Raw genomic sequence first — 26,571 nt, forward strand, 5'->3', positions numbered from 1 at the left:
GCACACTTGCCTCGGCTATTAACTCTTTATCTTCATCATAAATTATTGCAACGGACTGGCTAGCAGGGATAATTCTGGGTTCGCTTCTAATGCCTCATGACAGTAGTCGCAAACGACCCTAACCGTAACATCTCCGTTCGTATTATACGATATTATATCTCTACGCTCATCAGGGGTCAAGAAATGGAAGCCTAACTGCTGCTCGGTAATCGCACGCTGATTAATTTCCCCGACAAAGGTATGACAATGCCTGCAAATATACTTGATCATATGTATGCCTCCTTCGACAATTCGATTACATCCTAGTATGACCATTCTTCGGAATAATTAGCCGAATCTGCCATTGTCATTTTCGAATGGGGAGCTTACATATCATCATACATACAGCAAGTTCATGTGTTGAGATTATTTGTTAAACTTAGCCATCGTCTTCTCGAAGGACTCGCCTAAGCTAAACTCCATTGCATCACAGGTTAAATCCAGCACGTCGTTAATGGACTTCATCTCATCTTTGGAAAAGTTAGACAGTACATAATCCGCAATGTTATAGCCTGGCGCCGGGCGATTCACACCAATCCGAATCCGATTGAAGATCTGTGTGCCTCCATGCTGAATAATGGACTTAATACCGTTATGTCCACCTGGGCTCCCTTGATAACGAAGACGAATTTGACCGAAGGATGTGTCCATATCATCATAAACAATCACGACGTCTTCCAATTTCGCTTTATAGAAATCAAGGAAGGCGCGCATGGATTCACCTGAAAGGTTCATGTACGTCATCGGTTTCAGTAAATACACCTTCGTCCCGTTCACATTACCTTCTGCGAGCAGCCCTTTTCCTTTATTCTGAAAAGAGGTAATCCCCCACTTGGCGGCAAAGCGATCAATCGCCATGAACCCGACATTGTGCCGATTCAGCTCATACTGCTTTCCCGGATTTCCCAGTCCGATAAAACATTTCATAATTTTCAAAATCCCCCCATAGATAAACGAATACGCCGTCTTTCGAGGGACGAGCGTGTTTGTCCAGGTTGACTAGAAAGTAAAAACGAAAACTTTCTATTTCAACTAGCGATAAACTAAAAAACCTTTGCGGAACCCGCTTCTAAAGGTTATTGTTTACAATATACCTGTTACCTAATGTTATCCATCCCATAAAAGCTGTAGGTGATAAAAGAAAGATGTATCTTCATGGACAACAGCTTACAGAAGATGATCATTTCCAAGATCATATCGATGCGGACGTACCCGTCCAAGTATACTATCAAAATCTGCACAAGGATATAGGCTTTGTTGAAATGTACAACCGTCATTTCGTTAAGATTAATCGTATCTTTTATAGCAGAAAGAAGCATACTTTTGTTTCGCGTCCTGGATATTAAGCGCTTTCATTGAAGGGGCAAACCCCAATTCGGTTACTTTTCCATGATCTAGCCTATGAAAAAGAACCTCTATCGGTCTCGCTCAGCCCGGACGCTTCCACGTAAACCAGGCTGAGTGGGCAGCACTTCATTTCTAGCGTACCCCGCCTCAAGAGGTTCCATTCCAATTGCTCAATTACTCCGTCGCATATGGCAATACACAGTCCATCAACGACCTTTATTTTCTTTCTTCGCCTTCATCCGCGCTTTAATTTTATCCGCATAACCCGCTTTATTCTCTTGGCGTACACGAGCGATAGACAGATCACCTTCGTTCACATTATGTGTGATCGTGGTGCCAGCAACCACATAAGCCCCATCTCCTATTTTCACAGGCGCAATCAAATTGACATTACTGCCAATAAACGCATCATTTCCGATTTCCGTTAGGTTTTTATTAAACCCATCATAATTCACCGTTATGGCACCGCAGCCGATATTCACATTCGTTCCAACCACCGCATCACCTACGTAGCTCAAATGAGAAACCTTCGTTCCTTCACCCAGCGTCGCGTTTTTGATCTCAACGAAGTCGCCAACCTTCACTTGCTTGCCAAGCTTAGCGCCAGGTCTTAAATACGCGAATGGCCCAACGGATGTTTCACTATCCACATAAGCATCTTGAAGAACGGATTGCTTAATCGTTACTTCGTCCCGAATCGTGGAATCGATGATTTCAGTTTGCGGCCCAATCGTACACAATTCACCAATCTGGGTGTTTCCGCGCAATATCGTACCTGGGAGCAGGACGGTATCAGCGCCAATCGTAACATCCTTCTCGATATACGTATTGATTGGATCGATAATCGTAACCCCATTCAACATATGCTCGCGGTTAATCCGCGCTTTGAACAGTTGCTCCGCTTCGGACAATGCCACACGATCGTTCACACCAATCGATTCAGCTGGATCTGCCATGCAATATCCTTGAACAACTTCGCCAGCGCTGGTCATAATTCCGATAACATCGGTCAAATAGTACTCATTCTGTACATTCTTGTTCGTAACCGACGCCAGCGCTTTGAACATTTTGCGATTATCAAAAATGTACGTACCCGTGTTAATCTCCTGAACAGCCGCTTCCTCTGCTGTGCAATCCTTCTGCTCAACGATCCGCGCGACGCGTCCGTCTTCTCCACGAATAATTCGTCCGTAACCTTGCGGCTCACCTAGCTTTGCCGTCAAAATCGTCGCTGCTGCGCCCGATTGTTGGTGCAGTTTGATCGTCTCTTGCAGCGTAGCTGCCGTAATAAGAGGTGTATCCCCGCAAATGACAACCGTCATTCCCTCTTCCTCACCAAGCAGATCCTTGGTCTGGAGCACGGCATGACCCGTTCCTAATTGTTGCTCTTGCAGTGCATACTGGGCACGATCGCCTAAGTAGCCTTTTACGGCTTCCGCACCAAATCCAACCACCACCACGGTTTGCGTTACTTCTATATGTTGCAGCGTATCCACAACGTGACCCACCATCGGTTTACCAACGACCGGATGAAGCACCTTGTATAGCTTTGATTTCATTCGTTTCCCTTGTCCTGCAGCTAACACAATTGCCATGAGCTTCAACGAATATCCAACTCCCTTATTATGAATTCATAATTTCTCTTTATATCTCTAATGCTTATCTCTAAAACAATGAGTTCTTCCCCCAATATAGCATCATTACCTGCCAAAAGAAAAGAGAGCCCCAAGGGCTCTCTCAATAATCTGAATTATGCGCCTTCTTCAATAACTTCCTCTTCTACAGCTGCGCGATCATATTCAGCGAGTACTGCTGCTTGAATTTTCTCACGAGTCGTGGACGAAATCGGATGAGCGATATCGCGGAATTCACCGTCAGGTGTTCGCTTGCTCGGCATAGCAACGAACATTCCGTTATTGCCATCGATGACACGAATGTCGTGTACGACGAACTCGTTATCAATGGTAATAGAAGCAATCGCCTTCATCCTCCCCTCGGAGTTTACCCGGCGGAGTCTTACATCTGTAATTTGCACTTGTGTTCACCACCTTTTTCCATCTCTGAGACTTGGGTGATATATTCAACATCTCCATGCAAATTCCTTCTTATTATTTTGAAATTTTTGATAATTTAATGTGTTCTTAATGTTTCTGTTAAATTTCGACAGGAATCACAGCAATTAGTTCAATTTCGACAAAAACATCACGAGGTAATCTTGCAACTTCTACGGTAGATCTAGCAGGTTTATGATCTCCGAAGTAGCTAGCGTAGATCTCATTCAGCTCGCCGAATTGGTTCATATCCTTCAAGAAGACAGTCGCTTTCACAACTTGCCCGAACGATGAGCCTGCTGCTTCAAGCACGCCTTTCAAATTTTCGAAAACTTGAACAGCCTGTTCCTTAATGCCGCCTTCTACGATTTGTCCATCTAAGCCTAACGGGATTTGTCCGGAAGTAAACAACAGGTTACCCAGTTTAACCGCTTGTGAGTAAGGTCCGATCGCAGCAGGTGCTGCTGATGTTGAAATGAATTCCATCTGTGTAAATCTCCTTTATTTAGAATCAAAATAGTTGCCAGGCTCTACCGTAATTTGTTTCGTCTTGGAGTCTACGCCATATAACCGAGCTAGTGACACATAGTTATCCACCAACTGCTCCTCGGCCTCGCAGGATTCCATGAATACACCAACACCTTGTACAGTTGCTTTAAACTCGGCTAGCAGGTCCATCATGCCATGAATCGTCCCGCCAACATGCATGAAGTCATCGATGATCAGTACCTTGGATTCTTCCTTCAGTGCGCGCCGTGCAAGTGACATCGTCTGGATCCTTTTGTTGGAGCCCGACACATAGTTAATGCTAACGGCTGAACCTTCCGTCACCCGGCTGTCTCTACGTACGATAACAACAGGCAAATTCATATAGGTAGCCGTTGCGTAAGCAAGCGGTATCCCTTTGGTTTCAACGGTCATAATTACGTCCACATCGCGACCAGCGAAAGCGGATGCAAAGGTTTTGCCAATTTCGTTCAAATACTGGGGTTGTCCCATAATATCTGACATATACAAATAGCCACCCGGGAGAATCCGTTCTGGTTGTTGAAGTTGCAAACATAGATTCTGGATAAACTTCAGTGATATTTCTTTGGGCACCTTCGGTGAAAACTTCACGCCTCCGGCTGCTCCGGCCAGCGTATTCAGTTCGCCCAATCCTTCTTCTTCAAAAACTTCCTTGATGATGGCAAGATCTTCGCTTATGGAAGATTTCGCGGAGTTGTAACGCTCGGCAAAAGTCGTTAAAGGGATTAACGAGTGGGGGCGAAATAACAAATATTGTGTCATTTCTACCAGCCTAGCGCTCCTTTTCAACTTTTTCATCGCACTACCCCCCAAAATCCGAATATTATAATGAAAATATACCACTTTTATACGTATTTGTTCAAGCGAACCATGAAAAATATGTTAACATAAACTTAACATGCATCTGACATCAATTAAGATTCATGATCCATCCTTACCATTATACCCCTTTAGATGAAAAAGAGCCCCATCGCGGGGCTCCAACAAGCTTCTTTAGGTCAGCATGCGCACAGCGTAAACATCCTTACAAAAGCCTCGCAGCCCGTTATAGATGCGCGGCACTTTCGCTTCCTTGGAAACAAGGCCAAAGACGGTTGGTCCGCTGCCCGACATCAATACACCGTCTGCCCCTAAGCGCTGCATGCACTCCTTCAGATGTCTGACCTCTGGATACAGATCCAGCGTCACTTCCTCCAGTACATTGCCTAGATTGTCGCACAAACGATCGAACTGCTTGTCCCGTATCGCACTTAATACACCGGACGTGGAAGGATGATGCTTGATCTCTCGCGCGTTCAGCTTTCCGTAGATCTCTGAGGTAGACACATTAATAGGCGGCTTCGCTAGGACAACCCAGCACTGAGGTGGTGCTGAGATATGCTCCAGCTTCTCGCCACGCCCTGTTGCAAGAGCAGTTCCTCCTGTCACACAGAAAGGCACATCCGAGCCAAGCTCTGCGCCTAGCACTTGAAGCTCCTCATTTGGGATATTCAAGTTCCAGAGACGGTTGAGCCCTCGCAATGTTGCAGCCGCGTCGCTGCTCCCGCCCGCTAAACCTGCAGCCACAGGTATCCGCTTGTCCAAGTGAATATAGACGCCCTGCTTGACGTCGTAGCGGTCTTTAATGAGACGTGCAGCCTGAAAGGCTAGATTCTTCTCATCGAGCGGAATATACCCTGCCTGACTCGATATGATAATCGTGTCACGCGCCATCTCCTGCATTTCGATCCGATCAGCCAAATCCACCATCGTCATAACCATCTCAACTTCATGGTAGCCGTCTGGCCTTTTATGTAAAACATCAAGAGACAAATTAATTTTAGCCGGTGCTTTCTCAAAAATCTTCATCCGATCACCTTCTTTTGCTCGTTAGCCACCCCGATATTATAACAAAAGCATAAAAAAAAAGCTAAAGCATTTGCTTTAGCTGTAATACGGACGTTGCGTGCCTTGTCCGGACTGCTGATTAGACTGCTGGTAGCCAGCCTGCGGATAATTCGTTGTGCCCATTTGTTGCTGATGATGACTGTTATATGACGGTGAATAGTTTGTATGTCCCTGTCCGTTAAATGCCGGCTGACTAGCGGTCGTCTGACGATAGTTAGACGAGGGGGTGTGCACGTTGGTCGGAGCCGAAACGTATTGTTTGGCCAAATGCTCCTGTGCAATTTGAATCGCCCGCTTCACCATATTCCCTGCATCTTTCGTGCGAATCCCTGACCAGCCTTCTCGCTGTACGACATCGTAGAAACCAAGATCCTTCGCTAACTCATATTTAAAACTCTCAGACATCACACTTCTTCTTCGACTCATACCAAATCCTCCTTATCATTTGCGCACAATGAACGCTGCAACCATCATAAGCAGTGATTGATGACGATTTCGAATAGTATGCCCTGATAGTTAGGATAGATACAAAGCAAAAACAGGCCACAAAGACCTGTTCAATATCGGAACGCTATTAAGCTAATGCTGTATGTAAGTGATGCGAACCTGACCATCGTCGTTGCATACGGTAACTTCGACGGACTCGGTGAGGATATCGGCGTAGCTGTATGACACTCGTTTGAAGGCATGGGATTCTTGATCTAATTTCACAATAAACACAGAAGGGTAGGTTTCTTCTAAAACACCGGAACGCTCGACAGTCTTACGACGGCCACCATTCGCTCTCAACATGATCTTCTGCCCAACATGGGGCTCCAAACTGCGTTTGATTTCCAATAGCGCATTTTTTGCCATTGTCAACTACCACCTCTTTCCTAGTCAATTATAACCCATTCACCCCATCATGTCAAATGAGGGCAAATATTATATCAGCACCCTATTCCCGTTGTCAACGGCATTTTTATAGGTTTTCCGATTTCTCCTCCCTTCAGGTTGTCACCAATGTTCGCAAATTATTCACACTTTTCCAGTTAAGGAGAAACTTCTTCCCTTGAACATACGAACATGGAGCAAATACCAAGGAAAAACTGTCTGATGAGGACAAAAAAAAAGAACACTTCCTGTCATCACCCACACGGAGTTCATAACAAAAAGTGTTTCTATGAATCACACGGTTCAGATAGGGCTTTCATTAGCTTAAAATGACTGCTGCCCTATTCTGTCTCCTAGAGACGCCCAATCCAGCTATACTGACTCTTCTGTGTGCTGAATACCAGGAACACCCATCCGATAGCTACCGCGCGTCTCAACCCCACCTAGCCCCTCCAGGCCTGTCACCGTTAAATCCATAATATCCAACATCGAAATCGTTTCTCTTGTTGGGGTATAGGACAGCTTAGCAGCGATGCACAACGGGTCTAAGGCGTGAATAAGTATTCGTGCAGGAGAACTTGCGAAGTTAGCCCCAGCCCGCAATAACGCTTCAAAATGCGACTGACAAGCACCCGCCACAATAATTAAGGAATCCCGATTCCTCTCAAATTGTCTAGCCACTCGCACCGCATTCACAAAGTTTTGGGAATTCTTATAGCTCGACAGATTGCTCGGGCTCACGCTTTGCCGATTTTTCAAAATACCATCATGACCCGTAATGACAACAATGTCCGGTTTATATTGAGGAAGCAATCTTTGCAGCGCTTCCGCCATTTGTGCCTCAGGAATGAAGAACCCTTCTGCCGGTACGCGCAATTCGCCGTAGAGCTGCATACTTTTTCGTAGATAGCTCGGATCGCCATCCAAGTGAAGAACTCTTCCCGGCACTTCAAAATAGCTGTTATGAGCCGGTTGTGATTTTTGTTTATGGTTGACGGCTATCTGATTCTTCTCATGCAATTGTACTTGGGACACCGCCAGTCGACGCAGTGACTCACGAAATTCAGGCGAGCTTGACCGTGGATGATCTAAGGTCTCCTTAGGATTCGTTTTCGTCAGATCCGTGAGCGGCGCATCTGCAAGTAACCGAAAATCGACACCCCTCAGAATGGCCTTGAGATGCTCAATTCGTTCAATTTTAAACACGACGTCGCCGCCATAGGAAATACGGGTAACAAAATCTCCTTGCCTCATCGCACAAATCCCCTCCTACGGGTATCCTATGGCGAGACTAGGCATTTGGTGCGGGTTATTTGCAGCCGTGCGCACGAAGCGCCGTTGACAAGCGTGCGAACTCTTCCATGCTGAGTGTTTCTCCCCGGCGTGAAGGCTCGATCTGAATGCCGTGCAGTAACGCTTCCAGCTCAGGCTTATTCTCTTTGGTAAAAAACCTCGCCGCGAGGTTGTTATAGAGGGTTTTGCGTCGCTGAACGAAGGACGCTTGGACGACAGCGAAGAAGAAGTCCACGTCTGCCACTTCAACAGGCGGCACTTGACGCACACGCAGCCGGATAACAGCGGAATCGACGTTCGGCTGCGGCACGAAGACGGTGCGAGGCACGATCGTGACGAGTTCCGGCTCACAGTAGAACTGCACGGCAATGCTAAGGCTGCCGTAATCCTTGGTGCCGGGCTTGGCGGCCATGCGGTCGGCCACTTCTTTTTGAATCATCACGACGATATTCTCCAGGGGAAGCTTCTCTTCGAGAAGCTTCATGATGATCGGCGTCGTGATGTAGTAAGGCAGGTTGGCGACAACGCTGACGCCTTCCACGCCTTCGAAATGCTGCCGGAACAGCTCCGGCAGGTTGGTCTTCAAGATATCCCCATGAACGACAGTGGCATGGGGGTAAGGAGCCAGCGTCTCGTCCAGAATGGGCAGCAGACGCTGATCGATCTCGACGGCCAGCACGCGGCCAGCGAGCTTGGCTAGCTGTTGTGTGAGCGCGCCGATGCCGGGGCCGATCTCGAGCGCAGCCTTTGTAGGCCCTAGCTCAGCAGCTAGAACAATTTTGCTCAATATATTTTGATCAATCAAAAAGTTCTGGCCTAAGCTTTTCTTCAGCACGAGACCATTTTTCTTAATAATTTGTTTTGTTTTACTTGGTGTTGCTACATCTTCTGCTGTTACAACAACCTCTTGTCCGGTTATATTCATAGTATAGACCTCGTATCTATAGGGTTCTAGTGACTCTAGGGATTCTACTGATTCAAATGTTCGAGCGCAGCCTCAAATTCCTCTCGTGAAATCTGAAACATTGCGCAGCGCTTATAAAATTGCTTGCCGTTGCAATAACCAATGCCCAGCGCATTGCCTACGGCCAAGCGGCGAGCTGCGGCATCCGGATGCACGATGAGACCGGCAGCGATCAGATCCTCCATCGTCAGCTGCGAGACCGCTGCATTATACTCTGTCCGCAGGCTCTGAAGCGCCTGACGAATCGTCTCCGGCGTTGCGTTCTCGACACCGATGTCGCCCTTATACGCCGCTTGCTCCTGCGTAATGAAGGCATGCTTGCAGCCTGGAACTTTGGCTGCCACAATTTTGCGAATCCGTTCCCCTGCGTGATCCGGATCCGTGAATATAATGACGCCTCGGCGCTGCTGAGCCAGTGCAATTCGCTTGAGTACGGCTTGTCCGATGGCGGAGCCGCCTGTTTCAATTGTATCCGCCTGCACAGCCCGTTTGATCGCAGCTGTATCGTCCTTACCTTCCACAACGATCATTTCTTTTATCATCACCGTTTTCCTTCCCCAGTACGCAGAAAAAGAAGAGGGGTCTCCTCTTCTTTCGCGCAGGCAGATGCCAAGCTACGTGTATTTAGTAGTGTTCCCGTCGAAACTACCGTTTACACGTTAGTTTTGGGACGGTTTTGTAGGGCCAACCACATACACAGTGTACCCTTGCTTCGTGCCGAATTTATTTGCATATCCGTGATCTTCATAGTATACATCGATCATTTGGCCTTTCACGGCGCTGCCAATATCCTCAGCACGACGGAAACCAATCCCTTCAATGTACACCCACCAACCAAGCGGAATAACCTTCGGATCGACGGCAATTGTACGCCCTTCCGTCACGGTAGTGCCTGTGTAGGTTTTACCATACCCAGACGAGCCCTCGGTTTTGCCTGTCGACGCAGCGTCCGCTGAATAAGCTGTAAGCTTCACGTTTTTGAGAATTTGTTTGTAACCGAAGGTCACACCATTCTTGGAAACCTCATCCACACTCGGTGAAGAGGCGGAAAGAACAACCACAGGATTTTTCGTGCCTACGGATACTACTTTCTTAACACTTTCTGTTTGTACTTCTTCACCCACAACTGCTTCCGCGACTAAAACACCGTCTTCGAAAGTCTTTTCTTTCTTCTTGACCAATACGCCTTCTTTACCTTCTTGGACCACTTGCTCTTTCCCTTTAAGTAAAGATGCGTCATTCTTTTTCTCTGTCTCGAATGCGATCGGTTCAGAGACTTCCTCCGTCTCTTTTTTCACACGGACGATCTTGATTTCATCGCCAGTGGTAAGAGCGGACGTCGGTTCGGGAGAAATACGATCGTTCTCCCCAAGTGCAATATGTAAACGTTGCAATGCACTTTCTACCGTTCTTGCAGTTGTGTAAACAGTGGTGGTCTTTCCATCAGCAGTCAATTGAATCGGTGAGGCATGCTCGATAACAATTTTGTCTCCACCCTTGAGCTTGGTCGTGAGTGAAGCTGAAATTTCATCGTGCTCACCAATCGTTATGGCTTGTTCATCCAGTAGGCGTTGCAGGACCCATTGCTTCGTGTGCACAATAGTTTCTTGTCCATTAACAACCACGGATACGCTCTTGGTAGCCGTTCCGTACAACAACACCAAAAACATGAAAGTCATTGCGATTGAGATTATAGCTAGGCTTAAAATCAAACGCAAGTTTTCATGCTTCCATCGCAATGCGAAGGACATGCTGGATGATCGTTTTACATGGGTCTCGCTAATTGAGATACTGCCCACTTCTTCGGTCCTCCTTCAAAGCCTCGCCGCCAGGTTACAGCATGATTAATTTGACGCGACTAAGGTTTTTAGTTTAACTTAACGCTCGCCATCATCAGCAAGTTACTCCGCTGAATCTGGTCGTCCCCCCCTTTTACCTATTCATCATCCTATGAATTCCGGGTTGTTTTATGTCTTATGATCTGTGTATAACCCTAAATGAGGACAAAAAGCCAGCAAGAAGAGGACTCTTCTCGCTGGCTTAGTTTGCATAGTGAAATACAAATAGCACGCACGACAATCGTTACCTCTCTTACGCTTACGAGGTTAGCTGACGGATTCGGACGTGAGAGTCGCCCTACGTAGACGCAAACTGCTTGTTTGACGTCTATGATTCACCCCTGTTACTCTCTGCTTACTTAACCGCATTGGATTGCTCATTAAGTTTGCAGTGGTTCCCCCGTTCCCACATTTGGAACTCAGCGAATGGAAAATTGGCAAATTGGATATTAAGTTATTATGAAAAGTATATTACGCTGTTAATCTCAACCTGTAAAGGGATTAACACCCGTTAAAAAGGGCTAAATCGCTTAAATTTCGATTATTTTTCATATATAACCCACTTATATCTACATGTGTCTAACTTTAACGTACGTATACGCGATTTTTCAGTGTATAATGGTCAAAACTAGGCTAAAAATGCAAATTTGTTTATAATGATTCTGGAAGTATTTGATTCAAAAATACCAAAAATTTGCTATTTAGGGAGGCAATTGAGATGGGTCCCATCTTGCAAGTAAACGCTTTATTCGGTGGTTATTTACCCAACAAACCTGTTCTCCATGACCTTACCTTCTCGATCCATCAAGGTGAAATGATGGGGCTAATCGGACTCAATGGTGCAGGGAAAAGTACCACCATCAAAAATATTCTCGGGCTGCTTCAACCACAAAAAGGGTCCATTCGCATTAACGGTTTAACACTAGCCGAAAATCCATTGCCTTACCGAGCGACATACGCATATGTACCTGAAAGTCCGGAGTTATACGAAGAGCTTACGATTCGTGAACACCTCGAGCTAACAGCGATGGCTTACGGTATTTCTAAAGCGGATTATGAAACACGTTCTCGGTCTTTATTAGAGCAGTTTCAAATGAAAGACAAGCTCAATAGCTTCGCAAGTCATTTATCTAAAGGGATGAAGCAGAAGGTCATGATCATGAATGCCTTCCTAATCGAACCCTCTTTATATATCATCGATGAACCCTTTCTCGGACTCGATCCTTTAGCGATTCGTTCCTTGCTTGATCTCATGGTTCAAATGAAGAAGAAAGGTGCATCCTTTCTCATTTCCTCACACATTTTGTCTACAATTGAAAAATATTGCGATACTTATGTCGTTCTCCACAAAGGTCACATGGTGGCTCAGGGAGATTTAGTCGAATTACGCGCCCAAACAGCGCTGCCTCAGGCGTCATTAGACGACATCTTCTACAAGCTCGTTCAAGGAGACATGGCATGAGTCACTTAACGGATAGTACACCTGCATTTAACACACATGCATTATGGAAGCAGCGTTTTCAACATTATTGGAAGGAATCCATGGGATATTGGCAGTATGCCGCACGCAGTAACTTTATCGGCTTCTTGTTGTTTCTTGTCATCGTTTCTTCCTATTATTATGCAAAAACATTACAGCGTCTTCCGACAGATTATCCGTACCTATGGATCGTGTTGCTCGTGCTCGTTCCACTCGTCGTTTCAAGCTCCATTCGAACACTGACTCGCAGTGCCGATCGGATGTTTCTATTAAGGATTGAACACGAAATGGGGGCCTATTTCCGAAGCAGCTTCTTGTATAGCTTATCACTTCAGGGTACTTGGTTATTTCTCGGTTGGGTCGCAGTAAGACCCCTATATAAGCACTGTCTAGGTACCGAAGCGCAGCCATTTCTTCTCATTTTCGCTCTATTACTTCTATTAAAAGTAGCGAACCTATTAGCAAGTTGGCAGGAAGGAAGATTTGCCGCCGAACGAACCCGATTCGTATCTGTTTGTTACCGATGGGTGGCATCCCTCGCCTTAGTCACGGTCCAATTTTACTATAGCAGTTTATGGGCAAGCCTAGGTGCCATACTTCTTGTATTCATTTGGCTCATTGCATTCCGATACGTGGGTAAATATGTGATCGGATGGGACTATCTGATCGCCAAAGAGAAACAGCAGCAAGCGAGACTCTACGCCTTCTTCAACTGGTTCGTGGATGTACCTCAATTACCAACGCGAATAACCCGCCGAGGTTGGATCAGCGGGATTACCCGAACGATTCCATTTCGACAGGATTCGGCGTTTCTCTACTTATATATGAAGACATTGCTGCGCACCGAGATGTTCGCCATTGTTCTCCGTCTGACTGTGATCGGCATCTTAGCCATAGCTGTTGCAGACTCCACGACTGCACGAAGCGTCATTCTAATCATCGCACTTGTGATCTCGATGGTTCAGCTTACTTCATTGGAGCGTGCACATCGATATACATTTTGGCTCCATATGTACCCTTTGGAGCCTCAAGCAAGAGCAGGTTCCCTAGCCTTTATCATCTGGCTAACCCTCTTGCTAGAGCTTGTTATCCTAACGATTCCATTTACGATGGGAACCCCTATCCTGTATATCGTAGTCCCCTTACTCAGTCTTGCCTTTATATCTTTCGCATGCGGCGTTATTTTACGCCGGAAGTTCAAGAAAAACGCCTTACTTGAGGCCGAGTAACCGAATCGCATTGTTTGTTGTAATTTCAGCTATCTCTTCCAACGTCATCCCTCGAATTTCCGCGGCAGTCTCGGCCACCAAGCGAACGTAACCGGTCTCGTTGCGCTTACCGCGGAAAGGATGTGGCGTTAAGTATGGCGCATCCGTTTCGATCAATAATCGATCAAGCGGAACCTGCGCCAGCACTTCTTTCGGCTGCACTGCATTTTTGAACGTCACAGGGCCTCCAAAGGAAATATGGAAATTCATATTCAGACACTGCTTCGCTGTCTCCCAACTGCCTGAGAAACAATGCATGATACCCCCGACCTCCGCCGCCTTCTCTTCTTTGAGAATCGTTAGAATGTCTTGATGTGCATCCCGATTATGAATCACAATTGGCATCCCCAACTTACGCGCAAGCCGAATTTGCTCCCGAAAGACTCGTTGCTGAACATCCTTGGGCGACTTGTCCCAGTAATAATCCAGACCAATCTCCCCGATCGCGACCACCTTCTCATGCTGACATAAGGACTCAATCCATTCCAAATCGCCAGGCATCATATCTATCGCATCTACAGGGTGCCAGCCAACCGTCGAATAAATAAATTCATATTTCTCAGCTAGCTCAATTGAGCTAGGAATCGTTTCTCGATTAAAGCCGACATTCACAATTCTCGTAACGCCGGCCTCTAACGCCCGCTGAATGACTTCATCTTGATCATCTTTGAATTGCTCAGCATTTAAATGTGTGTGTGAATCCGTTAGCATGACTGTTCTCCCTTATGTAACTGAATATGAATGATGTTCCATCATTTTGTTTATAGCTTCTTATACCTACTTATTCTTGCTCCCCCAACATCTCCCAAACATCCGGATATTCTTCAGCGTTCAACCGCTCAAGAAACTCCTCAGGATAGTACACATGATGCTTCCCCATCTGGAAGCCACTAATCGACTGTACAATTTCGGACCGATGAGTTATCTCAGTTAACGTCTCCTTATGATCTATTAAGAGGATTGGCAAATTATCATCGTTTTCACCAGCTCTGTACACGTCATAGGATTGATTCGAAGGGAAATCGATCTCCATATAGTACGTCGGATCGAAACCTACTTCTCTCATCACTTTTTCCATACGCTGAATAAGCTCCCCCTGATCTCCATCGAAGGTACTGTACTTGTACAATTTACGGTCCAAGAATCGTTTGCACATATCCGCCAGCATACCATCCTTCTCTTGACTCCAAAAGGTCAGCATCGTTTGCATGACAGACTCATCCAGTAGCAAATAATCCTCTAAGGAAATTTGATTCTGAATGAGATGAAGAATCGGCTCAACCATAAATCCAAATGTATAGCCTTCCTCATACAATTGCTTCGCACGTGCAAATACCTTGTGCAGAAGAATTTCTGCGCTTCTCGTAACTGGATGAAAATAGACCTGCCAGTACATTTGATAGCGAGACATTAGATAATCCTCCACAGCATGCATACCGCTCTCTTTGACAACAATATGCCCTTTGTACGGCCTAATCACACGTAGAATGCGCTCCAGATCGAATGTGCCATAGTTCACACCGGTAAAGTAAGCATCGCGTAGCAAATAATCCATACGGTCCGCATCCAATTGACTGGAAACCAAGCTGACGACAATCTCTTCATTATAGGATTTACAAATGACACCTGCCACCTTCTTCGGAAAATCAGGTGAGACACGACTCAGTACTTCGTTCACCTCAGTATCCCCTAACACGATGCGGCAGGACCAGTCCTCGTGCTTTGTACCAAAAGCTTTCTCAATCGAGTGTGAAAAAGGACCATGTCCCAAATCATGTAGCAATGCGGCGCATAAACATAGCAGACGCTCTTCCTTCGGCCAATCCTCATAGTGATTGCGTTCGAATTGCGAAATAATTTTTCGCGTAATTTCATAGACACCAAGCGAGTGGGAGAAGCGGCTATGCTCAGCACCATGAAAAGTTAAATAGGACGTGCCTAATTGACGAATACGGCGCAATCGTTGAAACTCACGGGTATTAATCAAATCCCAAATCGTATCGTCTTGCACATAAATGTATTTGTGAACGGGATCTTTAAACACCTTCTCTTCATTCATACAGTTTGAACCTCCCTTGATATAGTTAAATACTTTCGACATTTTCGACATGAAACCTTTTGTCATGTCGATTATTGTCGAATATCAAATTCCAATTTATTCAGTACTTAATTGCTGATTTTCCAGTACCTCTTATGAAATAAGCCTTTGAAAAGTTCGTAATATAATCCTTACAACCCCTTGTAGATAGCGCCATCAACGTTTTTTACCGCTTTACATAATAAATCAAAATAGACATGAAACTACTCGTTTTCAGTGAAAATATGGTTGACTATTTTGGGAATCGTTGGTATCATAAGTCATAAGCAAATGTCGAAACATGACGATATTGATAAAAAATTGATAAAATCGAAAGGGGTTTTATATATATGATGAAATCTACAGGAATCGTTAGAAAAGTGGACGAACTAGGACGCGTTGTTATTCCTATCGAACTGCGCCGCACGTTGGGTATTGGCGAGAAAGACGCTTTGGAAATATATGTAGACGGTGAGCGCATCATGCTGAAGAAATATGAGCCAGCTTGTATCTTCTGTGGCAATGCGGAGAATGTATCGTACTTCAAAGGAAAAATTGTTTGTCATATTTGTTTATCAGAAATGCCAACACCTGTGACAAAATAAGAAAAGTAGTATATAATAGAAGTAGCACTTATCCCATTGGTAATTCTAACCTTTTTCATATCTCCTTTCATCTCTAACTTTGTTGGCTTCGGCCACGGGTTAGAGATCTTTTTTTGTATAGACCTTAGAAGATAGAAGACTGACAAGTGACTCAACAATATTATGATCCTATTTATGGTAGATGAATCGGCCCCTTAAGGGGCCTTTTCCTTTTCTATGTTTAGCTTGGCACCTTAACGCTCCAGTAACGCATTGTATACATCACGCTTCGATAATCCGCGATCTGTTGCAACCAGCTTCAGCGCATCCTTGCGATCGATTCCGCGCTCCTCATAGTGGGCGACATGTTCGCCGAGCGACTTCGCCTCCCACCAGCCGTCAGCAGCAATCTGCACGGCCGCGTCGGATGCGCCTTCGGCGATGACGCAGTACTCGCCCTGAGGCGGGTACTGCTCCAAGTGCGCGAGGCACTCTGCGATTGTGCCGCGCAGGAACTCCTCGAACCGCTTCGTCAGCTCGCGGGCGAGGCAGACCCTGCGCTCCGCCCCCCACACTTCCGCCATGCGCAGAAGTGTTTTCTCCACGCGGTGCGGTGATTCATAGAACAGCAATGTGTCTTGCACATGCTGCAGCCCTTCAAGCAACTTCGTCTGATCCTTTTTCTCCCGAGGGAGAAATCCGACGAAGGCGAATCGTTCTGTCGGCAAGCCTGATGCAATCAGTGCCGACAGGGCCGCATTCGCGCCGGGGATGGGCACCACCGGCACGCCCTCGTCTACGGCCATCCGCACCAGGTCATAACCTGGGTCGGATATGGCCGGCAGACCGGCATCGCTGACTAGCGCGATGCTCTGCCCTTCAAGCAGCAAGCGGACCAGCTCCGGGCCGCTTGCTTGCTTGTTGTGTTCGTGATAGCTGACCAGTCGCGTAGCGACTTCGAAATGGGTCAGCAGCTTGCGCGTTTGCCGCGTGTCTTCCGCGGCAATCATGCTTACTTCCTTCAGCGTGCGGATCGCGCGGAAGGTCATATCTTCCAGGTTGCCGATCGGTGTGGCAACCAGGTATAGTGTGCCTACACCGCTAGCATCCTCGCGGTAGCTTTTCTGTATCGTTACACTCACAGTTCAATCCCTCATCACTTTATATTAATCATACAGTTAGCCTATCTACGAGAACTCCAGAGCGCTCCGTCCACCATAGTAGATGTCTTTCAGCTCTTGGCAGTATTCTTCCTTCTCTGTGTATACGATCAGAGGTGGCAGGGTGCGAATTTCTGGCTTACCATCCTTCATCCCTTCGATTAGCACCATCATCGCTTCTTCTCCAGCACGTGCATGGACATAACGGATTCGTTTCGGTTCGATACGGTACTGCCTCATGAGACAAACGATGTCCACCAGTCGCGTAGCCCGGTGTACCATGGCGACTTTACCGCCTGCTTTGACTAGCTTAGCACTTGCCGCAATCACATCCTCCAGCGTGCAATGAATCTCGTGACGAGCCGCCGCAAAATGCGCATTACTATTCTGCTCCCCATTAGGCACAGGCAGATAAGGAGGGTTTACGGTGACAGCATCAAATTGTCCGTGTCCCAAGGTCTTGTGAATCGTTTTCAAATCGCCTTGTACCATATGTAACCGTTCCGATAGATCGTTAATCTCCGCATTGCGCACAGCCATATCTGCCAAACGCTCTTGGATCTCAACGCCCCAGATCTCCGCACGTGTCCTTGTTGATAGCAGCAGGGGCACCACACCATTACCTGTACATAAGTCTACGATTCGCCCCTTAGGCGGAACACTGCTGAATCTCCCTAGGAGTACCGCATCCATCGAGAAGCTGAACACTTCATCACTTTGAATAATTTTCAAATCATATGTCAATAAATCATCAATTCGTTCAGTCGGTAGTAACGAAACTTGCTTCATACGTCTTTCCTTTCTCATTGTTGCTTATTATGGAAAAAAACCGTAAGGGATACACCCCTACGGCCAAACGTCTTATTTATTTAAAAAGGATAAGCAAAACAAACAATCTCCCTCGGTCCGAAGGTGTCCATAATACACATTGCAAATATGAAATCCTTCATTGTATAAGCGGGTTAAATTATCATATCCGGCTCCTGGTAGCTGTACCGGTTCCTCAGCAGTATCTCTCGTCGGCTCCTCAACCACCGTTTCCTCTTGGCGAATGAGCTTACGCAGCTGCTGATTCTCTATGCTTAATCTCTTATTTTCTTCGATGAGGGTAATAATCCGTTTCTTCAAGGCACCTAATTCCGCATACGTGGTACCCATTCGTTCTTCGATCCCATCTATTTGTCCAAAAATATCTTGTTTATCCACGCTTTCACCTCTAGTGCCATGCATGCTTACTGGCCAGCGCCTCCTTGGATCCTCGATCTTCTACTCTTGTTCTACAACATCATCGAATGGTAGATCTAGCGCTTTCCCAAGATCAAACAATTGAACTTTTGCCGTACGTTCTTTAATATTAAGTCCCAATACTTTGCCACTGCCAAAAGAAGTAATCACTAATCGGCCAACCGTCGGCAACGAATCTTTGGCACTTTCATAGTTATCATGTTCATATTTCAAGCAACACATTAATCTTCCGCATAATCCTGATATCTTGGTTGGATTCAAGGACAGATTCTGATCTTTCGCCATCTTAATGGAGACTGGCTCGAAATCACCTAAGAAGGAAGAACAACATAGAATTCGCCCACACGGACCTATGCCACCCAACATCTTTGCTTCATCACGCACACCAATTTGACGAAGCTCGATTCTTGTCCGAAAAATACTCGCCAAATCCTTCACAAGCTCACGGAAATCGACGCGGCCTTCAGCTGTAAAATAAAAAATAATTTTATTTCGGTCGAAGGTATACTCTACGTCCACTAGCTTCATCTTAAGACTGTGGTCTTTTATTTTATCATGACACGTTTGGAAAGCGTCCTTGGCTGCTTTTTTATTCTCTTCAACCAGATCAGCATCCGTATCATCCGCAATGCGAATGACTTTTTTGAGTGGCAGAACCACATCGTTTTCTTTGACGATCTTTTTGCCCACTACGACCTTGCCGTATTCTACACCGCGTGCGGTCTCAACTATAACGGCACTTTCTTTCTCGATCGGTAAATCAATGGGATCAAAATAATATATTTTACCCGCCTTCTTGAAGCGGACGCCAACCACTGAGTACATCTTACACCCCCTGCATCTCCACGAGCATTTTCTCTATAACCAGCTGAGAATTGGCATTGGAACGCAGTCGCTTTTGTAAATCTACGGCTTGCTCCATCATACGCACCCAGACCGAGACATCTCGACTTAACGCGAGGGAGCTCATCCAGTCTAGCTGGTCATTATATACAAGCTTATCTCTGCGCTCAAGGCGCAACTGCACCATATCTTTAAACCAGAGGATCAATAAGTCGAACAAAGCCGAAACATGATCCGCAAGTTCTGTTTTCACAATCCGCTGTTGTACGGTAATCATGGAAGTAGGGAAACGTGTGAGCGTCTCCTTCGCTAATTGTAACATTACGGTTCTCATTTCTGCAAACCAATTTGCTGCAATTAAATCTCTCGCCGCTTGCAAACCTGCTGTTACATGCGCTGCAGGTTGTACCAATGCCGCTGGAAGTCCTTCTTCCAGCAATGTAAGCACCATCTGTTCACGTGCCATTGGTGTAAATTGGATCCACTGTGCCCGCGATTGAATCGTAGGTAACAGCGCATTTCCGTTCTCGGTGATCAGAATCGCGACCACACGAGAGTTCGGTTCCTCTAGAAATTTCAACAAACTATTCGCAGCCTGCACCGTCATTTTCTCTGCATGGTACAGGACATATATTTTCGTTCCAGACGCTGTTGCCCTGTAGGCGAACTCTTTCTGCAACTCCCGAATCTGCTCAATTTTAATTGAAGCGCCTTCAGGAGCAACCATATGGAGATCTGGATGATTGCCATGTTCGACCTTACGGCATTCCAGGCATTCACCGCATGCATCATCTGTCCCATTCTGACAATAAATCGCTTTGGCGAGTGCTATTGCCATTTCCGAACGCCCTGTCCCAACAGGACCACTAAAAATATACGCATGCGACAGCCTGTCTTGACGTAGTCCGTTCTGCAGCAGCCGTTTGGCTGCTGCTTGTCCCGGTATAGCTTGGAAGGACATTTATTTTCGCCCCATTACACACTTATATTTTTAAAATAACAAGTTGATCAACATACCTCGGATTTCTCCGATTCTATGCAAAATTTCGATCCGCCCCTGCTCATTCTCCAATAATTCATCGGCTAACAAGAGGAGCTCTTGATCGATTGCTTCCAAAAGCTTATATCGCTTCGAACGACCGCGACGATCCCAGCCCTTCGTATCTCTTAAGTTAACGCCACGACGAGCCGTTTCTTCGAGAAACTGACGAATGAGCAGCTTATATTGCAGAAGCTCTCTAACTGTCATGCCTCTCGACAAGCGGTCGCCTTGAAGTGTAATTTGCTGTACCATTTTGGTCAACTGTTCCTGCGTATACTTCTCATCGTGCTGCTGCATGATGTCAGAGAAATTGCGCGGAGCCATCTGCGGCGGAGGAACATTCTCACCAACTTTAATATTCTTACCGATGGGCTGCAGCCCCGGGTTAATTTTCAAGACGCATCCATCCTTGTGTAGAGCTGATTATATTTAGAAATGCTCGAATCGTTCGACTGGCAATACGAAAACGGCCGCTCCACCCACTTGTACTTCCACAGGGAATGGAATGTACGAATCCGTCGTTCCTCCCATTGGAGAAACAGGTGTCACCAACTGCTCGCGAATTTTACAATTTGCTCGAATCACCTGCATCACCTCTTGCACACGATCATCTTCCGTACCAATCATAAAGGTTGTATTCCCCGCGCGCAAAAACCCACCGGTACTTGCCAACTTCGTGGCTCTAAACCCTTCCTTAATTAAAGCGTTAGAGAGACGGTTACTGTCTTTATCCTGAACAACGGCTACGACTAGTTTCATAGGTGATGCCTCCTTATATTATAAACTAAGAATTGGTTTTCCGCTTTAGACGGAAATATGTTCCTCAAGCAACTGTTTGCAATCCTGCCATATATCCGCGGCTATGCGTTCTGCATCTCGATTAGCATCAATCATGATGACTCGTTTAGGATGATCGGCTGCAATTTGGTGGAAGCCCGCTCGTACTCTGCTGTGATATTCGACATTTTTCTGCTCAATGCGATCCAACTGTTGTGTAAACTCCGTAGCGCCTGCTCGCTGATTTAAACGCTCCAAACTCACTTCAACGGGAACGTCCATCATATAAGTCCTAGTTGCCTGCAGCCCTGAGCTCGCATATTTCGAAATATTCTTCACCATCTCGATATCTACACCAAGCCCATAAGATTGGTAGGCTACACTAGCATCAATAAATCGATCGCAAAGCACAATTCGACCAGCTTTCAGTGCTGGAAGGATAAGCTCATGAACATGTTGCGCGCGCGATGCTGCATAAAGCAATACTTCTGCTTGATCCACCATCTCCCCATTCACAGGATCGAGAATAATACTGCGGATTTTATCGCTAATTGAAGTGCCACCTGGTTCTCTTGTAACAAGTACGTCATGTCCTAACTTTTGTAGCTCCTGCGCTATCTTTTTGAGCTGTGTTGTTTTTCCGGAGCCATCTGGCCCTTCAAACGTTATGAATATTCCGTTCACGTGTTCCTCCTGCATACTGCCTCACGAAGTCTCTTCGTGATCTGTGTATATAGTTAATTTGTGCGTCTGTCCAAAATAGGTTCCTTGGAACCTGATCCCCTGTCTAACCAAAAATACGAGTGCCTCAGCTACAGAAGCCGTTATGACTTCACCTGGATATAAATAAGGGATACCTGGCGGATAAGGAATGACCATCTCACCTGAACGTTTCCCAATCGCTTCCTCTATATTAACCATTTGAGTTGTCCCTTGAAACAAGACACGATGGTCAAACCTTATTGGTGAGGAGATGGGTGCGTAGGTGGGTAATTTAATTATATTCGAGATAGGCGCCTGAAGTTCCTGCTTACGGTTCATGATGTCCAAACAAATGTTGCTTAAAACTTGGACTACACGCAACATATCCTCCCTTGAGTTAGCAGGGGTAAATACTAGTAAAACTAGATAGCCATCCGTCATCTCAATATAACAGCCCTCGGCCTCTAAATGTTCTTTGAGCTCGGCTCCAGAGAGGCTATGAGTAGGGTCATATATAGCAATTTTAAAAGGATCTGTTGTTTCGACGACTCCCGCGCCGATCGCCTGTTGATTTCCCCGTGGATAGACATGAAAACATGGCAACGCCTCTAACTTTTCTCTGAATTCTTTCATAATATGAAGTCCTTGTTCCAACCACGCATGCCCTTCCGTATGCATTCGCTTCCTCGCCAAGTCTAAAGACGCCATGATTGGATAGGATGGGCTTGAGCTTTGCAGCATCGCCAACAATTGTTGGATGGCTTTCCGGTTGATCCTTGGCCCCTGTACATGCAGCATAGCTCCCATGGTCATAGCGGTTAACATCTTATGTGTCGACTGTACCACGGCGTCAGCGCCTTGGGACAAGGCTGATGCGGGCACCTCTTCGTGGAAGCCGAAATGTGCACCATGCGCTTCATCCACTAGCAGAAGCTTTCCTTTCTCATGCATCAGCTCTGCAAAAGGCTTCAAATCCCTTCCGATACCATAATAATTCGGATTCGTTATAAATAACGCCTTCGCAGTTGGATATTGCTCCATCGCTTGTTTAACAACTTCCAAATGTAAACCTGTTGCTACACCTGTTTCTTGATCGACCTCTGGCGCTAAGAATATAGCTTGAGCACCCGCCAGCATGAGCCCATGAATGACTGATTTATGAACATTTCTTTGAACAAGAATGAGGTCATCCCTCTGACAAACAGCTCCGATCATGGCTAAATTACCAACCGTACTCCCTCCAACGAGAAAATACGTCTCCTCCGCGCCAAAACATGCTGCCGCGAGCTGTTCTGCCTCCCTAATAACGCCTTCCGGATGATGTAAATCATCCAATCCCGTTATTTCTGTATAATCAATAGACATGATCGATTGTAGAAAGCTTGTTCCTTCTACCAGCAGCCCTTGGCCTGATTTATGACCTGGCACATGCAGGCTAACGGACCTCGTAGCGTGATGGGCAACCATAGCCTCATAAAGAGGGGCTCGTGCCTTATGTAAACGTTCGCTGCACAAACAGATCAAACTCCCCCAGCTACAATAGCTTTCAATTTTCAATTTACCCTTCTATAGTAGTGGATTACCGATAAAAAAACAAAAAAAGCTTCTATAAAGAAGCTTCTCCTCTTAATTCATATACTGCCTCGAATTTCCCATGTAAAATGCCTTCTTCATCTGATTAACAAAAAACGGATATTTCTGATCTGAAACGCTAGTTTTGACGATTTCCTTACTGCACTCATCACATATGAACGCCGTCACAATATGAATACCGCCAACCCGCTGTTGCTCACAAATCATACATAGTCCAAACCGATTCTCCTCCATATGATCACCCCACGATCTTTTATGACTAGTATGTCCGATTCTCGATTCTCCTAAACTAGCTAAATACTCATATTTTGGCAGGGAGATGCCGATAATACCTTCATAACACGTTACCGCAGCGCGGAGGTCTCTTATGTCAATTAAACAAGAATCCAATTTATCCAAACAATCTACGATTTACAGCTATACGTTAATGAGGCGATTTTATCATTCTATATATAAAATAGTTCTCTATTATGCGTCCCTTATTCTAATAGTCTTGTACAAATTTGATCCATCTCATTGGCTCCCATTACTAGTGAGCTACCCATTGGTACTCATCTTCCACACCCTGCTCATTCGCACTTATTTCCACTTCACCATTGGAATGGCCATGCGCGGTTGGTCCTACCGCTTTGGCATCTTCTGGTCTGGCTTCTTACCTGAAGGCAATGCATCCGTACGTCTCGTTACCAAAGTGCAGCTTCACCTGTTCTGCATTGGACTTGCCTTGATCCTCATCTTGTATCCTTGGATCTCTGGTACTTGGTTGATCCACCTGACGATCTTCCACTGTTGGATGCTTCTCCCGCGGTTATGGATGCTGCTGCGTTTCCAGCCATACCGTAAAACTGGTTTAGTGAAAATATCGAGTAAGGATACGTCCTGTTATATACAGTAACCGAGTTAAGCTAAACAATTAACTTGAAAAATGCCATTAACTGAATTAGCTGTATTCATTACAGCTAATTTGGGTTTCATAGCGCTTCCTTCATGGAGAAATGCAAAAAGACCTTACCTGGATTTCTCCAAGTAAGGCTCTTTCAATCGCTTGGCAACGTTCTACTCTCCCAGAACCCTGCGGTTCAAGTACCATCGACGCTGGAAGGCTTAACGGTCGTGTTCGAGATGGGAACGCGTGGATCCCTTCCGCCATCATCACCAAACGTTGATGCTTCTGCCAGGAAACATCGAAAACTCATTCAGGCTGTCTTGCACCCTGAAAACTAGATACGAAACTCAACGTAAGTATTACTCTTAGGAATTTTGGTTAAGCCCTCGACCGATTAGTATTCGTCAGCTGCATACGTTGCCGCACTTCCACCTCGAACCTATCAACCTCGTCGTCTACAAGGGGTCTTACATACTGGGAAATCTCATCTTGAGGGGGGCTTCGCGCTTAGATGCTTTCAGCGCTTATCCCCTCCGTACATAGCTACCCAGCGATGCCTCTGGCGAGACAACTGGTACACCAGCGGTACGTCCATCCCGGTCCTCTCGTACTAAGGACAGCTCCTCTCAAATTTCCTACGCCCGCGACAGATAGGGACCGAACTGTCTCACGACGTTCTGAACCCAGCTCGCGTACCGCTTTAATGGGCGAACAGCCCAACCCTTGGGACCTACTTCAGCCCCAGGATGCGATGAGCCGACATCGAGGTGCCAAACCTCCCCGTCGATGTGGACTCTTGGGGGAGATAAGCCTGTTATCCCCAGGGTAGCTTTTATCCGTTGAGCGATGGCCCTTCCATTCGGTACCACCGGATCACTAAGTCCGACTTTCGTCCCTGCTCGACTTGTAGGTCTCGCAGTCAAGCTCCCTTATGCCTTTGCACTCTGCGAATGATTTCCAACCATTCTGAGGGAACCTTTAAACGCCTCCGTTACATTTTAGGAGGCGACCGCCCCAGTCAAACTGCCCACCTGACACTGTCCCCATACCGGATCACGGTACTAGGTTAGAACTCCGATACGATCAGGGTGGTATCCCAACGATGCCTCCACCCAAGCTGGCGCTCAGGCTTCAAAGGCTCCCACCTATCCTGTACAGATCGTACCAAAGTCCAATATCAAGCTGCAGTAAAGCTCCATGGGGTCTTTCCGTCTTGTCGCGGGTAACCTGCATCTTCACAGGTATTAAAATTTCACCGGATCTCTCGTTGAGACAGCGCCCAAGTCGTTACGCCATTCGTGCGGGTCAGAATTTACCTGACAAGGAATTTCGCTACCTTAGGACCGTTATAGTTACGGCCGCCGTTTACTGGGGCTTCAATTCATAGCTTCGGGGTTGCCCCCTAACCACTCCTCTTAACCTTCCAGCACCGGGCAGGCGTCAGCCCGTATACTTCGCCTTGCGGCTTCGCACAGACCTGTGTTTTTGCTAAACAGTCGCTTGGGCCTTTTCACTGCGGCCCCCTCGGGCTATTCACCCTACCGAGGCACCCCTTCTCCCGAAGTTACGGGGTCATTTTGCCGAGTTCCTTAACGAGAGTTCTTCCGCGCGCCTTAGAATTCTCTTCTCACCCACCTGTGTCGGTTTGCGGTACGGGCACCTTCGCCTGGCTAGAAGCTTTTCTTGGCAGTGTGAACTCATGACCTTCGGTACTTAAATTTCCCTCCCCATCACAGCCCAGCCTTACGATGTGCGGATTTGCCTACACATCAGCCTCACTGCTTGGACGAGCATCCATCAGCTCGCGTCACTATCCTTCTGCGTCACTCCATTGCTCATAACGGCTACGGTGGTACAGGAATTTCCACCTGTTGTCCATCGACTACGCCTTTCGGCCTCGCCTTAGGTCCCGACTTACCCTGAGCGGACGAGCCTTCCTCAGGAACCCTTAGGTTTTCGGCGGATCAGATTCTCACTGATCTTTTCGTTACTTATACCGGCATTCTCACTTGTATGCGCTCCACCTGTCCTTACGGTCAGAATTCAACGTACATACAACGCTCCCCTACCCATGCACATACGTGCAAGCCATAG

General features: G+C 46.4%; 29 protein-coding genes, 2 rRNA genes, 1 pseudogene and 1 riboswitch (1 of these 33 only partly in view). Of the genes and pseudogenes, 5 read left to right on the forward strand and 27 right to left on the reverse strand.

Annotation, left to right across the window (positions count from 1 at the left end; genetic code table 11):
- Nucleotides 1-42: 42 nt before the first annotated feature.
- Nucleotides 43-270 carry an anti-sigma-F factor Fin family protein gene (locus ACSQ8O_RS00185; protein WP_056617980.1) on the reverse strand — a complete coding sequence of 76 codons (228 nt, stop codon included), beginning with the start codon at nt 268-270 and terminating at the stop codon, nt 43-45.
- A gap of 135 nt (nt 271-405) precedes the next feature.
- Nucleotides 406-966 carry an aminoacyl-tRNA hydrolase gene (gene pth, locus ACSQ8O_RS00190; RefSeq protein ID WP_056617983.1) on the reverse strand — a complete coding sequence of 187 codons (561 nt, stop codon included), beginning with the start codon at nt 964-966 and terminating at the stop codon, nt 406-408.
- 218 nt (nt 967-1,184) lie between these two features.
- Between pth and ACSQ8O_RS00195 the strand changes: the two genes are divergently transcribed.
- Nucleotides 1,185-1,385 (forward strand): hypothetical protein, encoded by a 201-nt coding sequence (locus tag ACSQ8O_RS00195; protein WP_171629525.1) that lies wholly within the window; start codon nt 1,185-1,187, stop codon nt 1,383-1,385.
- A 207-nt stretch (nt 1,386-1,592) separates the two neighbouring features.
- Here the strand turns inward: ACSQ8O_RS00195 and glmU are convergent, their stop codons facing one another.
- The 11 genes and pseudogenes from glmU to ACSQ8O_RS00250 all read right to left on the reverse strand — a co-directional run bounded on the left by glmU (nt 1,593) and on the right by ACSQ8O_RS00250 (nt 10,781).
- The gene (gene glmU, locus ACSQ8O_RS00200; protein ID WP_436240026.1) at nt 1,593-2,990 is read right to left on the reverse strand and encodes a bifunctional UDP-N-acetylglucosamine diphosphorylase/glucosamine-1-phosphate N-acetyltransferase GlmU; all 1,398 of its coding nucleotides are present in this window, start codon (nt 2,988-2,990) and stop codon (nt 1,593-1,595) included.
- 146 nt (nt 2,991-3,136) lie between these two features.
- Nucleotides 3,137-3,421: a septation regulator SpoVG gene (spoVG, locus tag ACSQ8O_RS00205; protein WP_028557369.1), complete on the reverse strand. Its 285-nt coding sequence runs from the start codon at nt 3,419-3,421 to the stop codon at nt 3,137-3,139.
- 118 nt (nt 3,422-3,539) lie between these two features.
- On the reverse strand, nt 3,540-3,923 hold the full coding sequence (locus ACSQ8O_RS00210) for a RidA family protein (RefSeq protein ID WP_056617992.1): 384 nt from the start codon (nt 3,921-3,923) through the stop codon (nt 3,540-3,542).
- Nucleotides 3,924-3,938: 15 nt separating this feature from the next.
- Entirely contained in the window at nt 3,939-4,763 is an 825-nt protein-coding gene (gene purR, locus ACSQ8O_RS00215; RefSeq protein ID WP_056617995.1) for a pur operon repressor, read from the reverse strand.
- 195 nt (nt 4,764-4,958) lie between these two features.
- Complete coding sequence (ispE, locus tag ACSQ8O_RS00220; protein WP_056617998.1) at nt 4,959-5,813, reverse strand: 4-(cytidine 5'-diphospho)-2-C-methyl-D-erythritol kinase; 855 nt, start codon at nt 5,811-5,813, stop codon at nt 4,959-4,961.
- Between the two features lie 294 nt (nt 5,814-6,107).
- A pseudogene (locus tag ACSQ8O_RS00225) lies at nt 6,108-6,278 on the reverse strand (small, acid-soluble spore protein, alpha/beta type); the annotation flags it as partial.
- 153 nt (nt 6,279-6,431) lie between these two features.
- Nucleotides 6,432-6,707, reverse strand: a complete 276-nt coding sequence (veg, locus tag ACSQ8O_RS00230; RefSeq protein ID WP_028557365.1) for a biofilm formation stimulator Veg — start codon at nt 6,705-6,707, stop codon at nt 6,432-6,434.
- A gap of 390 nt (nt 6,708-7,097) precedes the next feature.
- Nucleotides 7,098-7,979, reverse strand: a complete 882-nt coding sequence (yabG, locus tag ACSQ8O_RS00235; RefSeq protein ID WP_436240027.1) for a sporulation peptidase YabG — start codon at nt 7,977-7,979, stop codon at nt 7,098-7,100.
- 55 nt (nt 7,980-8,034) lie between these two features.
- Nucleotides 8,035-8,943 carry a 16S rRNA (adenine(1518)-N(6)/adenine(1519)-N(6))-dimethyltransferase RsmA gene (gene rsmA, locus ACSQ8O_RS00240; protein WP_436240028.1) on the reverse strand — a complete coding sequence of 303 codons (909 nt, stop codon included), beginning with the start codon at nt 8,941-8,943 and terminating at the stop codon, nt 8,035-8,037.
- Between the two features lie 44 nt (nt 8,944-8,987).
- The gene (rnmV, locus tag ACSQ8O_RS00245) at nt 8,988-9,524 is read right to left on the reverse strand and encodes a ribonuclease M5 (protein ID WP_436241915.1); all 537 of its coding nucleotides are present in this window, start codon (nt 9,522-9,524) and stop codon (nt 8,988-8,990) included.
- A 117-nt stretch (nt 9,525-9,641) separates the two neighbouring features.
- Nucleotides 9,642-10,781, reverse strand: a complete 1,140-nt coding sequence (locus ACSQ8O_RS00250; protein ID WP_436240029.1) for a ubiquitin-like domain-containing protein — start codon at nt 10,779-10,781, stop codon at nt 9,642-9,644.
- 280 nt (nt 10,782-11,061) lie between these two features.
- A riboswitch (cyclic di-AMP (ydaO/yuaA leader) is annotated at nt 11,062-11,255 on the reverse strand.
- 283 nt (nt 11,256-11,538) lie between these two features.
- On the opposite strand from ACSQ8O_RS00250, the gene ACSQ8O_RS00255 reads away from it, so the two are divergent.
- Complete coding sequence (locus tag ACSQ8O_RS00255) at nt 11,539-12,282, forward strand: ABC transporter ATP-binding protein (protein WP_436240030.1); 744 nt, start codon at nt 11,539-11,541, stop codon at nt 12,280-12,282.
- Nucleotides 12,279-13,529: an ABC transporter permease gene (locus tag ACSQ8O_RS00260; protein WP_436240031.1), complete on the forward strand. Its 1,251-nt coding sequence runs from the start codon at nt 12,279-12,281 to the stop codon at nt 13,527-13,529. The genes ACSQ8O_RS00255 and ACSQ8O_RS00260 overlap by 4 nt, the downstream gene beginning before the upstream one ends.
- Here ACSQ8O_RS00260 and ACSQ8O_RS00265 read toward each other — a convergent pair.
- Together ACSQ8O_RS00265 and ACSQ8O_RS00270 are read right to left on the reverse strand one after the other, a co-directional pair.
- A complete protein-coding gene (locus tag ACSQ8O_RS00265; RefSeq protein WP_436240032.1) occupies nt 13,512-14,279 on the reverse strand; it encodes a TatD family hydrolase in 768 nt (255 codons plus the stop codon). The genes ACSQ8O_RS00260 and ACSQ8O_RS00265 overlap by 18 nt on opposite strands.
- A gap of 70 nt (nt 14,280-14,349) precedes the next feature.
- Entirely contained in the window at nt 14,350-15,627 is a 1,278-nt protein-coding gene (locus tag ACSQ8O_RS00270) for an HD domain-containing protein (RefSeq protein WP_056618019.1), read from the reverse strand.
- A gap of 368 nt (nt 15,628-15,995) precedes the next feature.
- Here ACSQ8O_RS00270 and ACSQ8O_RS00275 point away from each other — a divergent pair, with 368 nt between their 5' ends.
- Nucleotides 15,996-16,250 (forward strand): AbrB/MazE/SpoVT family DNA-binding domain-containing protein, encoded by a 255-nt coding sequence (locus ACSQ8O_RS00275; protein WP_028609554.1) that lies wholly within the window; start codon nt 15,996-15,998, stop codon nt 16,248-16,250.
- 233 nt (nt 16,251-16,483) lie between these two features.
- Here the strand turns inward: ACSQ8O_RS00275 and rsmI are convergent, their stop codons facing one another.
- The 10 genes from rsmI to ACSQ8O_RS00325 all read right to left on the reverse strand — a co-directional run bounded on the left by rsmI (nt 16,484) and on the right by ACSQ8O_RS00325 (nt 23,798).
- Nucleotides 16,484-17,371 (reverse strand): 16S rRNA (cytidine(1402)-2'-O)-methyltransferase, encoded by an 888-nt coding sequence (rsmI, locus tag ACSQ8O_RS00280; RefSeq protein WP_436240033.1) that lies wholly within the window; start codon nt 17,369-17,371, stop codon nt 16,484-16,486.
- Nucleotides 17,372-17,416: 45 nt separating this feature from the next.
- Nucleotides 17,417-18,178 carry a tRNA1(Val) (adenine(37)-N6)-methyltransferase gene (locus tag ACSQ8O_RS00285; protein ID WP_056618025.1) on the reverse strand — a complete coding sequence of 254 codons (762 nt, stop codon included), beginning with the start codon at nt 18,176-18,178 and terminating at the stop codon, nt 17,417-17,419.
- A gap of 72 nt (nt 18,179-18,250) precedes the next feature.
- A complete protein-coding gene (gene yabA / locus ACSQ8O_RS00290) occupies nt 18,251-18,595 on the reverse strand; it encodes a DNA replication initiation control protein YabA (protein ID WP_056618062.1) in 345 nt (114 codons plus the stop codon).
- A gap of 60 nt (nt 18,596-18,655) precedes the next feature.
- Complete coding sequence (locus tag ACSQ8O_RS00295) at nt 18,656-19,459, reverse strand: PSP1 domain-containing protein (protein ID WP_056618027.1); 804 nt, start codon at nt 19,457-19,459, stop codon at nt 18,656-18,658.
- A gap of 1 nt (nt 19,460) precedes the next feature.
- The gene (gene holB / locus ACSQ8O_RS00300) at nt 19,461-20,438 is read right to left on the reverse strand and encodes a DNA polymerase III subunit delta' (protein WP_171629537.1); all 978 of its coding nucleotides are present in this window, start codon (nt 20,436-20,438) and stop codon (nt 19,461-19,463) included.
- Nucleotides 20,439-20,468: 30 nt separating this feature from the next.
- Entirely contained in the window at nt 20,469-20,915 is a 447-nt protein-coding gene (locus ACSQ8O_RS00305; RefSeq protein WP_056618035.1) for a YaaR family protein, read from the reverse strand.
- A 33-nt stretch (nt 20,916-20,948) separates the two neighbouring features.
- Complete coding sequence (locus tag ACSQ8O_RS00310; RefSeq protein ID WP_056618038.1) at nt 20,949-21,278, reverse strand: cyclic-di-AMP receptor; 330 nt, start codon at nt 21,276-21,278, stop codon at nt 20,949-20,951.
- 45 nt (nt 21,279-21,323) lie between these two features.
- The gene (tmk, locus tag ACSQ8O_RS00315; RefSeq protein ID WP_436240034.1) at nt 21,324-21,980 is read right to left on the reverse strand and encodes a dTMP kinase; all 657 of its coding nucleotides are present in this window, start codon (nt 21,978-21,980) and stop codon (nt 21,324-21,326) included.
- A 21-nt stretch (nt 21,981-22,001) separates the two neighbouring features.
- Complete coding sequence (locus ACSQ8O_RS00320; protein WP_436240035.1) at nt 22,002-23,555, reverse strand: aminotransferase class I/II-fold pyridoxal phosphate-dependent enzyme; 1,554 nt, start codon at nt 23,553-23,555, stop codon at nt 22,002-22,004.
- Nucleotides 23,556-23,624: 69 nt separating this feature from the next.
- Nucleotides 23,625-23,798: a sigma factor G inhibitor Gin gene (locus tag ACSQ8O_RS00325; RefSeq protein ID WP_436240036.1), complete on the reverse strand. Its 174-nt coding sequence runs from the start codon at nt 23,796-23,798 to the stop codon at nt 23,625-23,627.
- Nucleotides 23,799-23,958: 160 nt separating this feature from the next.
- On the opposite strand from ACSQ8O_RS00325, the gene ACSQ8O_RS00330 reads away from it, so the two are divergent.
- Nucleotides 23,959-24,486, forward strand: coding sequence for a hypothetical protein (locus ACSQ8O_RS00330; RefSeq protein ID WP_436240037.1), 528 nt, complete (start codon nt 23,959-23,961; stop codon nt 24,484-24,486).
- A gap of 148 nt (nt 24,487-24,634) precedes the next feature.
- Here ACSQ8O_RS00330 and rrf read toward each other — a convergent pair.
- Both rrf and ACSQ8O_RS00340 read right to left on the reverse strand, forming a co-directional pair.
- Nucleotides 24,635-24,751 (reverse strand): 5S ribosomal RNA (gene rrf / locus ACSQ8O_RS00335).
- Between the two features lie 100 nt (nt 24,752-24,851).
- Nucleotides 24,852-26,571, reverse strand: a 23S ribosomal RNA gene (locus ACSQ8O_RS00340) (it continues 1,197 nt past the right edge of the window).

The organism is Paenibacillus sp. LjRoot56 (assembly GCF_964253335.1).
Lineage (GTDB): Bacteria > Bacillota > Bacilli > Paenibacillales > NBRC-103111 > Paenibacillus_E > Paenibacillus_E allorhizoplanae.

What these genes read in the sequence shown, in the direction of transcription:
- ACSQ8O_RS00185 (WP_056617980.1), bottom strand. Translation starts at nt 270, where the DNA reads ATGATCAAGTATATTTGCAGGCATTGTCATACCTTTGTCGGGGAAATT.
- pth (WP_056617983.1), bottom strand. Translation starts at nt 966, where the DNA reads ATGAAATGTTTTATCGGACTGGGAAATCCGGGAAAGCAGTATGAGCTG.
- ACSQ8O_RS00195 (WP_171629525.1), top strand. Translation starts at nt 1,185, where the DNA reads ATGTATCTTCATGGACAACAGCTTACAGAAGATGATCATTTCCAAGAT.
- ACSQ8O_RS00210 (WP_056617992.1), bottom strand. Translation starts at nt 3,923, where the DNA reads ATGGAATTCATTTCAACATCAGCAGCACCTGCTGCGATCGGACCTTAC.
- purR (WP_056617995.1), bottom strand. Translation starts at nt 4,763, where the DNA reads ATGAAAAAGTTGAAAAGGAGCGCTAGGCTGGTAGAAATGACACAATAT.
- ispE (WP_056617998.1), bottom strand. Translation starts at nt 5,813, where the DNA reads ATGAAGATTTTTGAGAAAGCACCGGCTAAAATTAATTTGTCTCTTGAT.
- veg (WP_028557365.1), bottom strand. Translation starts at nt 6,707, where the DNA reads ATGGCAAAAAATGCGCTATTGGAAATCAAACGCAGTTTGGAGCCCCAT.
- yabG (WP_436240027.1), bottom strand. Translation starts at nt 7,979, where the DNA reads ATGAGGCAAGGAGATTTTGTTACCCGTATTTCCTATGGCGGCGACGTC.
- rsmA (WP_436240028.1), bottom strand. Translation starts at nt 8,943, where the DNA reads ATGAATATAACCGGACAAGAGGTTGTTGTAACAGCAGAAGATGTAGCA.
- rnmV (WP_436241915.1), bottom strand. Translation starts at nt 9,524, where the DNA reads ATGATAAAAGAAATGATCGTTGTGGAAGGTAAGGACGATACAGCTGCG.
- ACSQ8O_RS00255 (WP_436240030.1), top strand. Translation starts at nt 11,539, where the DNA reads ATGGGTCCCATCTTGCAAGTAAACGCTTTATTCGGTGGTTATTTACCC.
- ACSQ8O_RS00260 (WP_436240031.1), top strand. Translation starts at nt 12,279, where the DNA reads ATGAGTCACTTAACGGATAGTACACCTGCATTTAACACACATGCATTA.
- ACSQ8O_RS00265 (WP_436240032.1), bottom strand. Translation starts at nt 14,279, where the DNA reads ATGCTAACGGATTCACACACACATTTAAATGCTGAGCAATTCAAAGAT.
- ACSQ8O_RS00270 (WP_056618019.1), bottom strand. Translation starts at nt 15,627, where the DNA reads ATGAATGAAGAGAAGGTGTTTAAAGATCCCGTTCACAAATACATTTAT.
- ACSQ8O_RS00275 (WP_028609554.1), top strand. Translation starts at nt 15,996, where the DNA reads ATGATGAAATCTACAGGAATCGTTAGAAAAGTGGACGAACTAGGACGC.
- ACSQ8O_RS00285 (WP_056618025.1), bottom strand. Translation starts at nt 18,178, where the DNA reads ATGAAGCAAGTTTCGTTACTACCGACTGAACGAATTGATGATTTATTG.
- ACSQ8O_RS00295 (WP_056618027.1), bottom strand. Translation starts at nt 19,459, where the DNA reads ATGTACTCAGTGGTTGGCGTCCGCTTCAAGAAGGCGGGTAAAATATAT.
- holB (WP_171629537.1), bottom strand. Translation starts at nt 20,438, where the DNA reads ATGTCCTTCCAAGCTATACCGGGACAAGCAGCAGCCAAACGGCTGCTG.
- ACSQ8O_RS00310 (WP_056618038.1), bottom strand. Translation starts at nt 21,278, where the DNA reads ATGAAACTAGTCGTAGCCGTTGTTCAGGATAAAGACAGTAACCGTCTC.
- ACSQ8O_RS00325 (WP_436240036.1), bottom strand. Translation starts at nt 23,798, where the DNA reads ATGATTTGTGAGCAACAGCGGGTTGGCGGTATTCATATTGTGACGGCG.
- ACSQ8O_RS00330 (WP_436240037.1), top strand. Translation starts at nt 23,959, where the DNA reads ATGTCAATTAAACAAGAATCCAATTTATCCAAACAATCTACGATTTAC.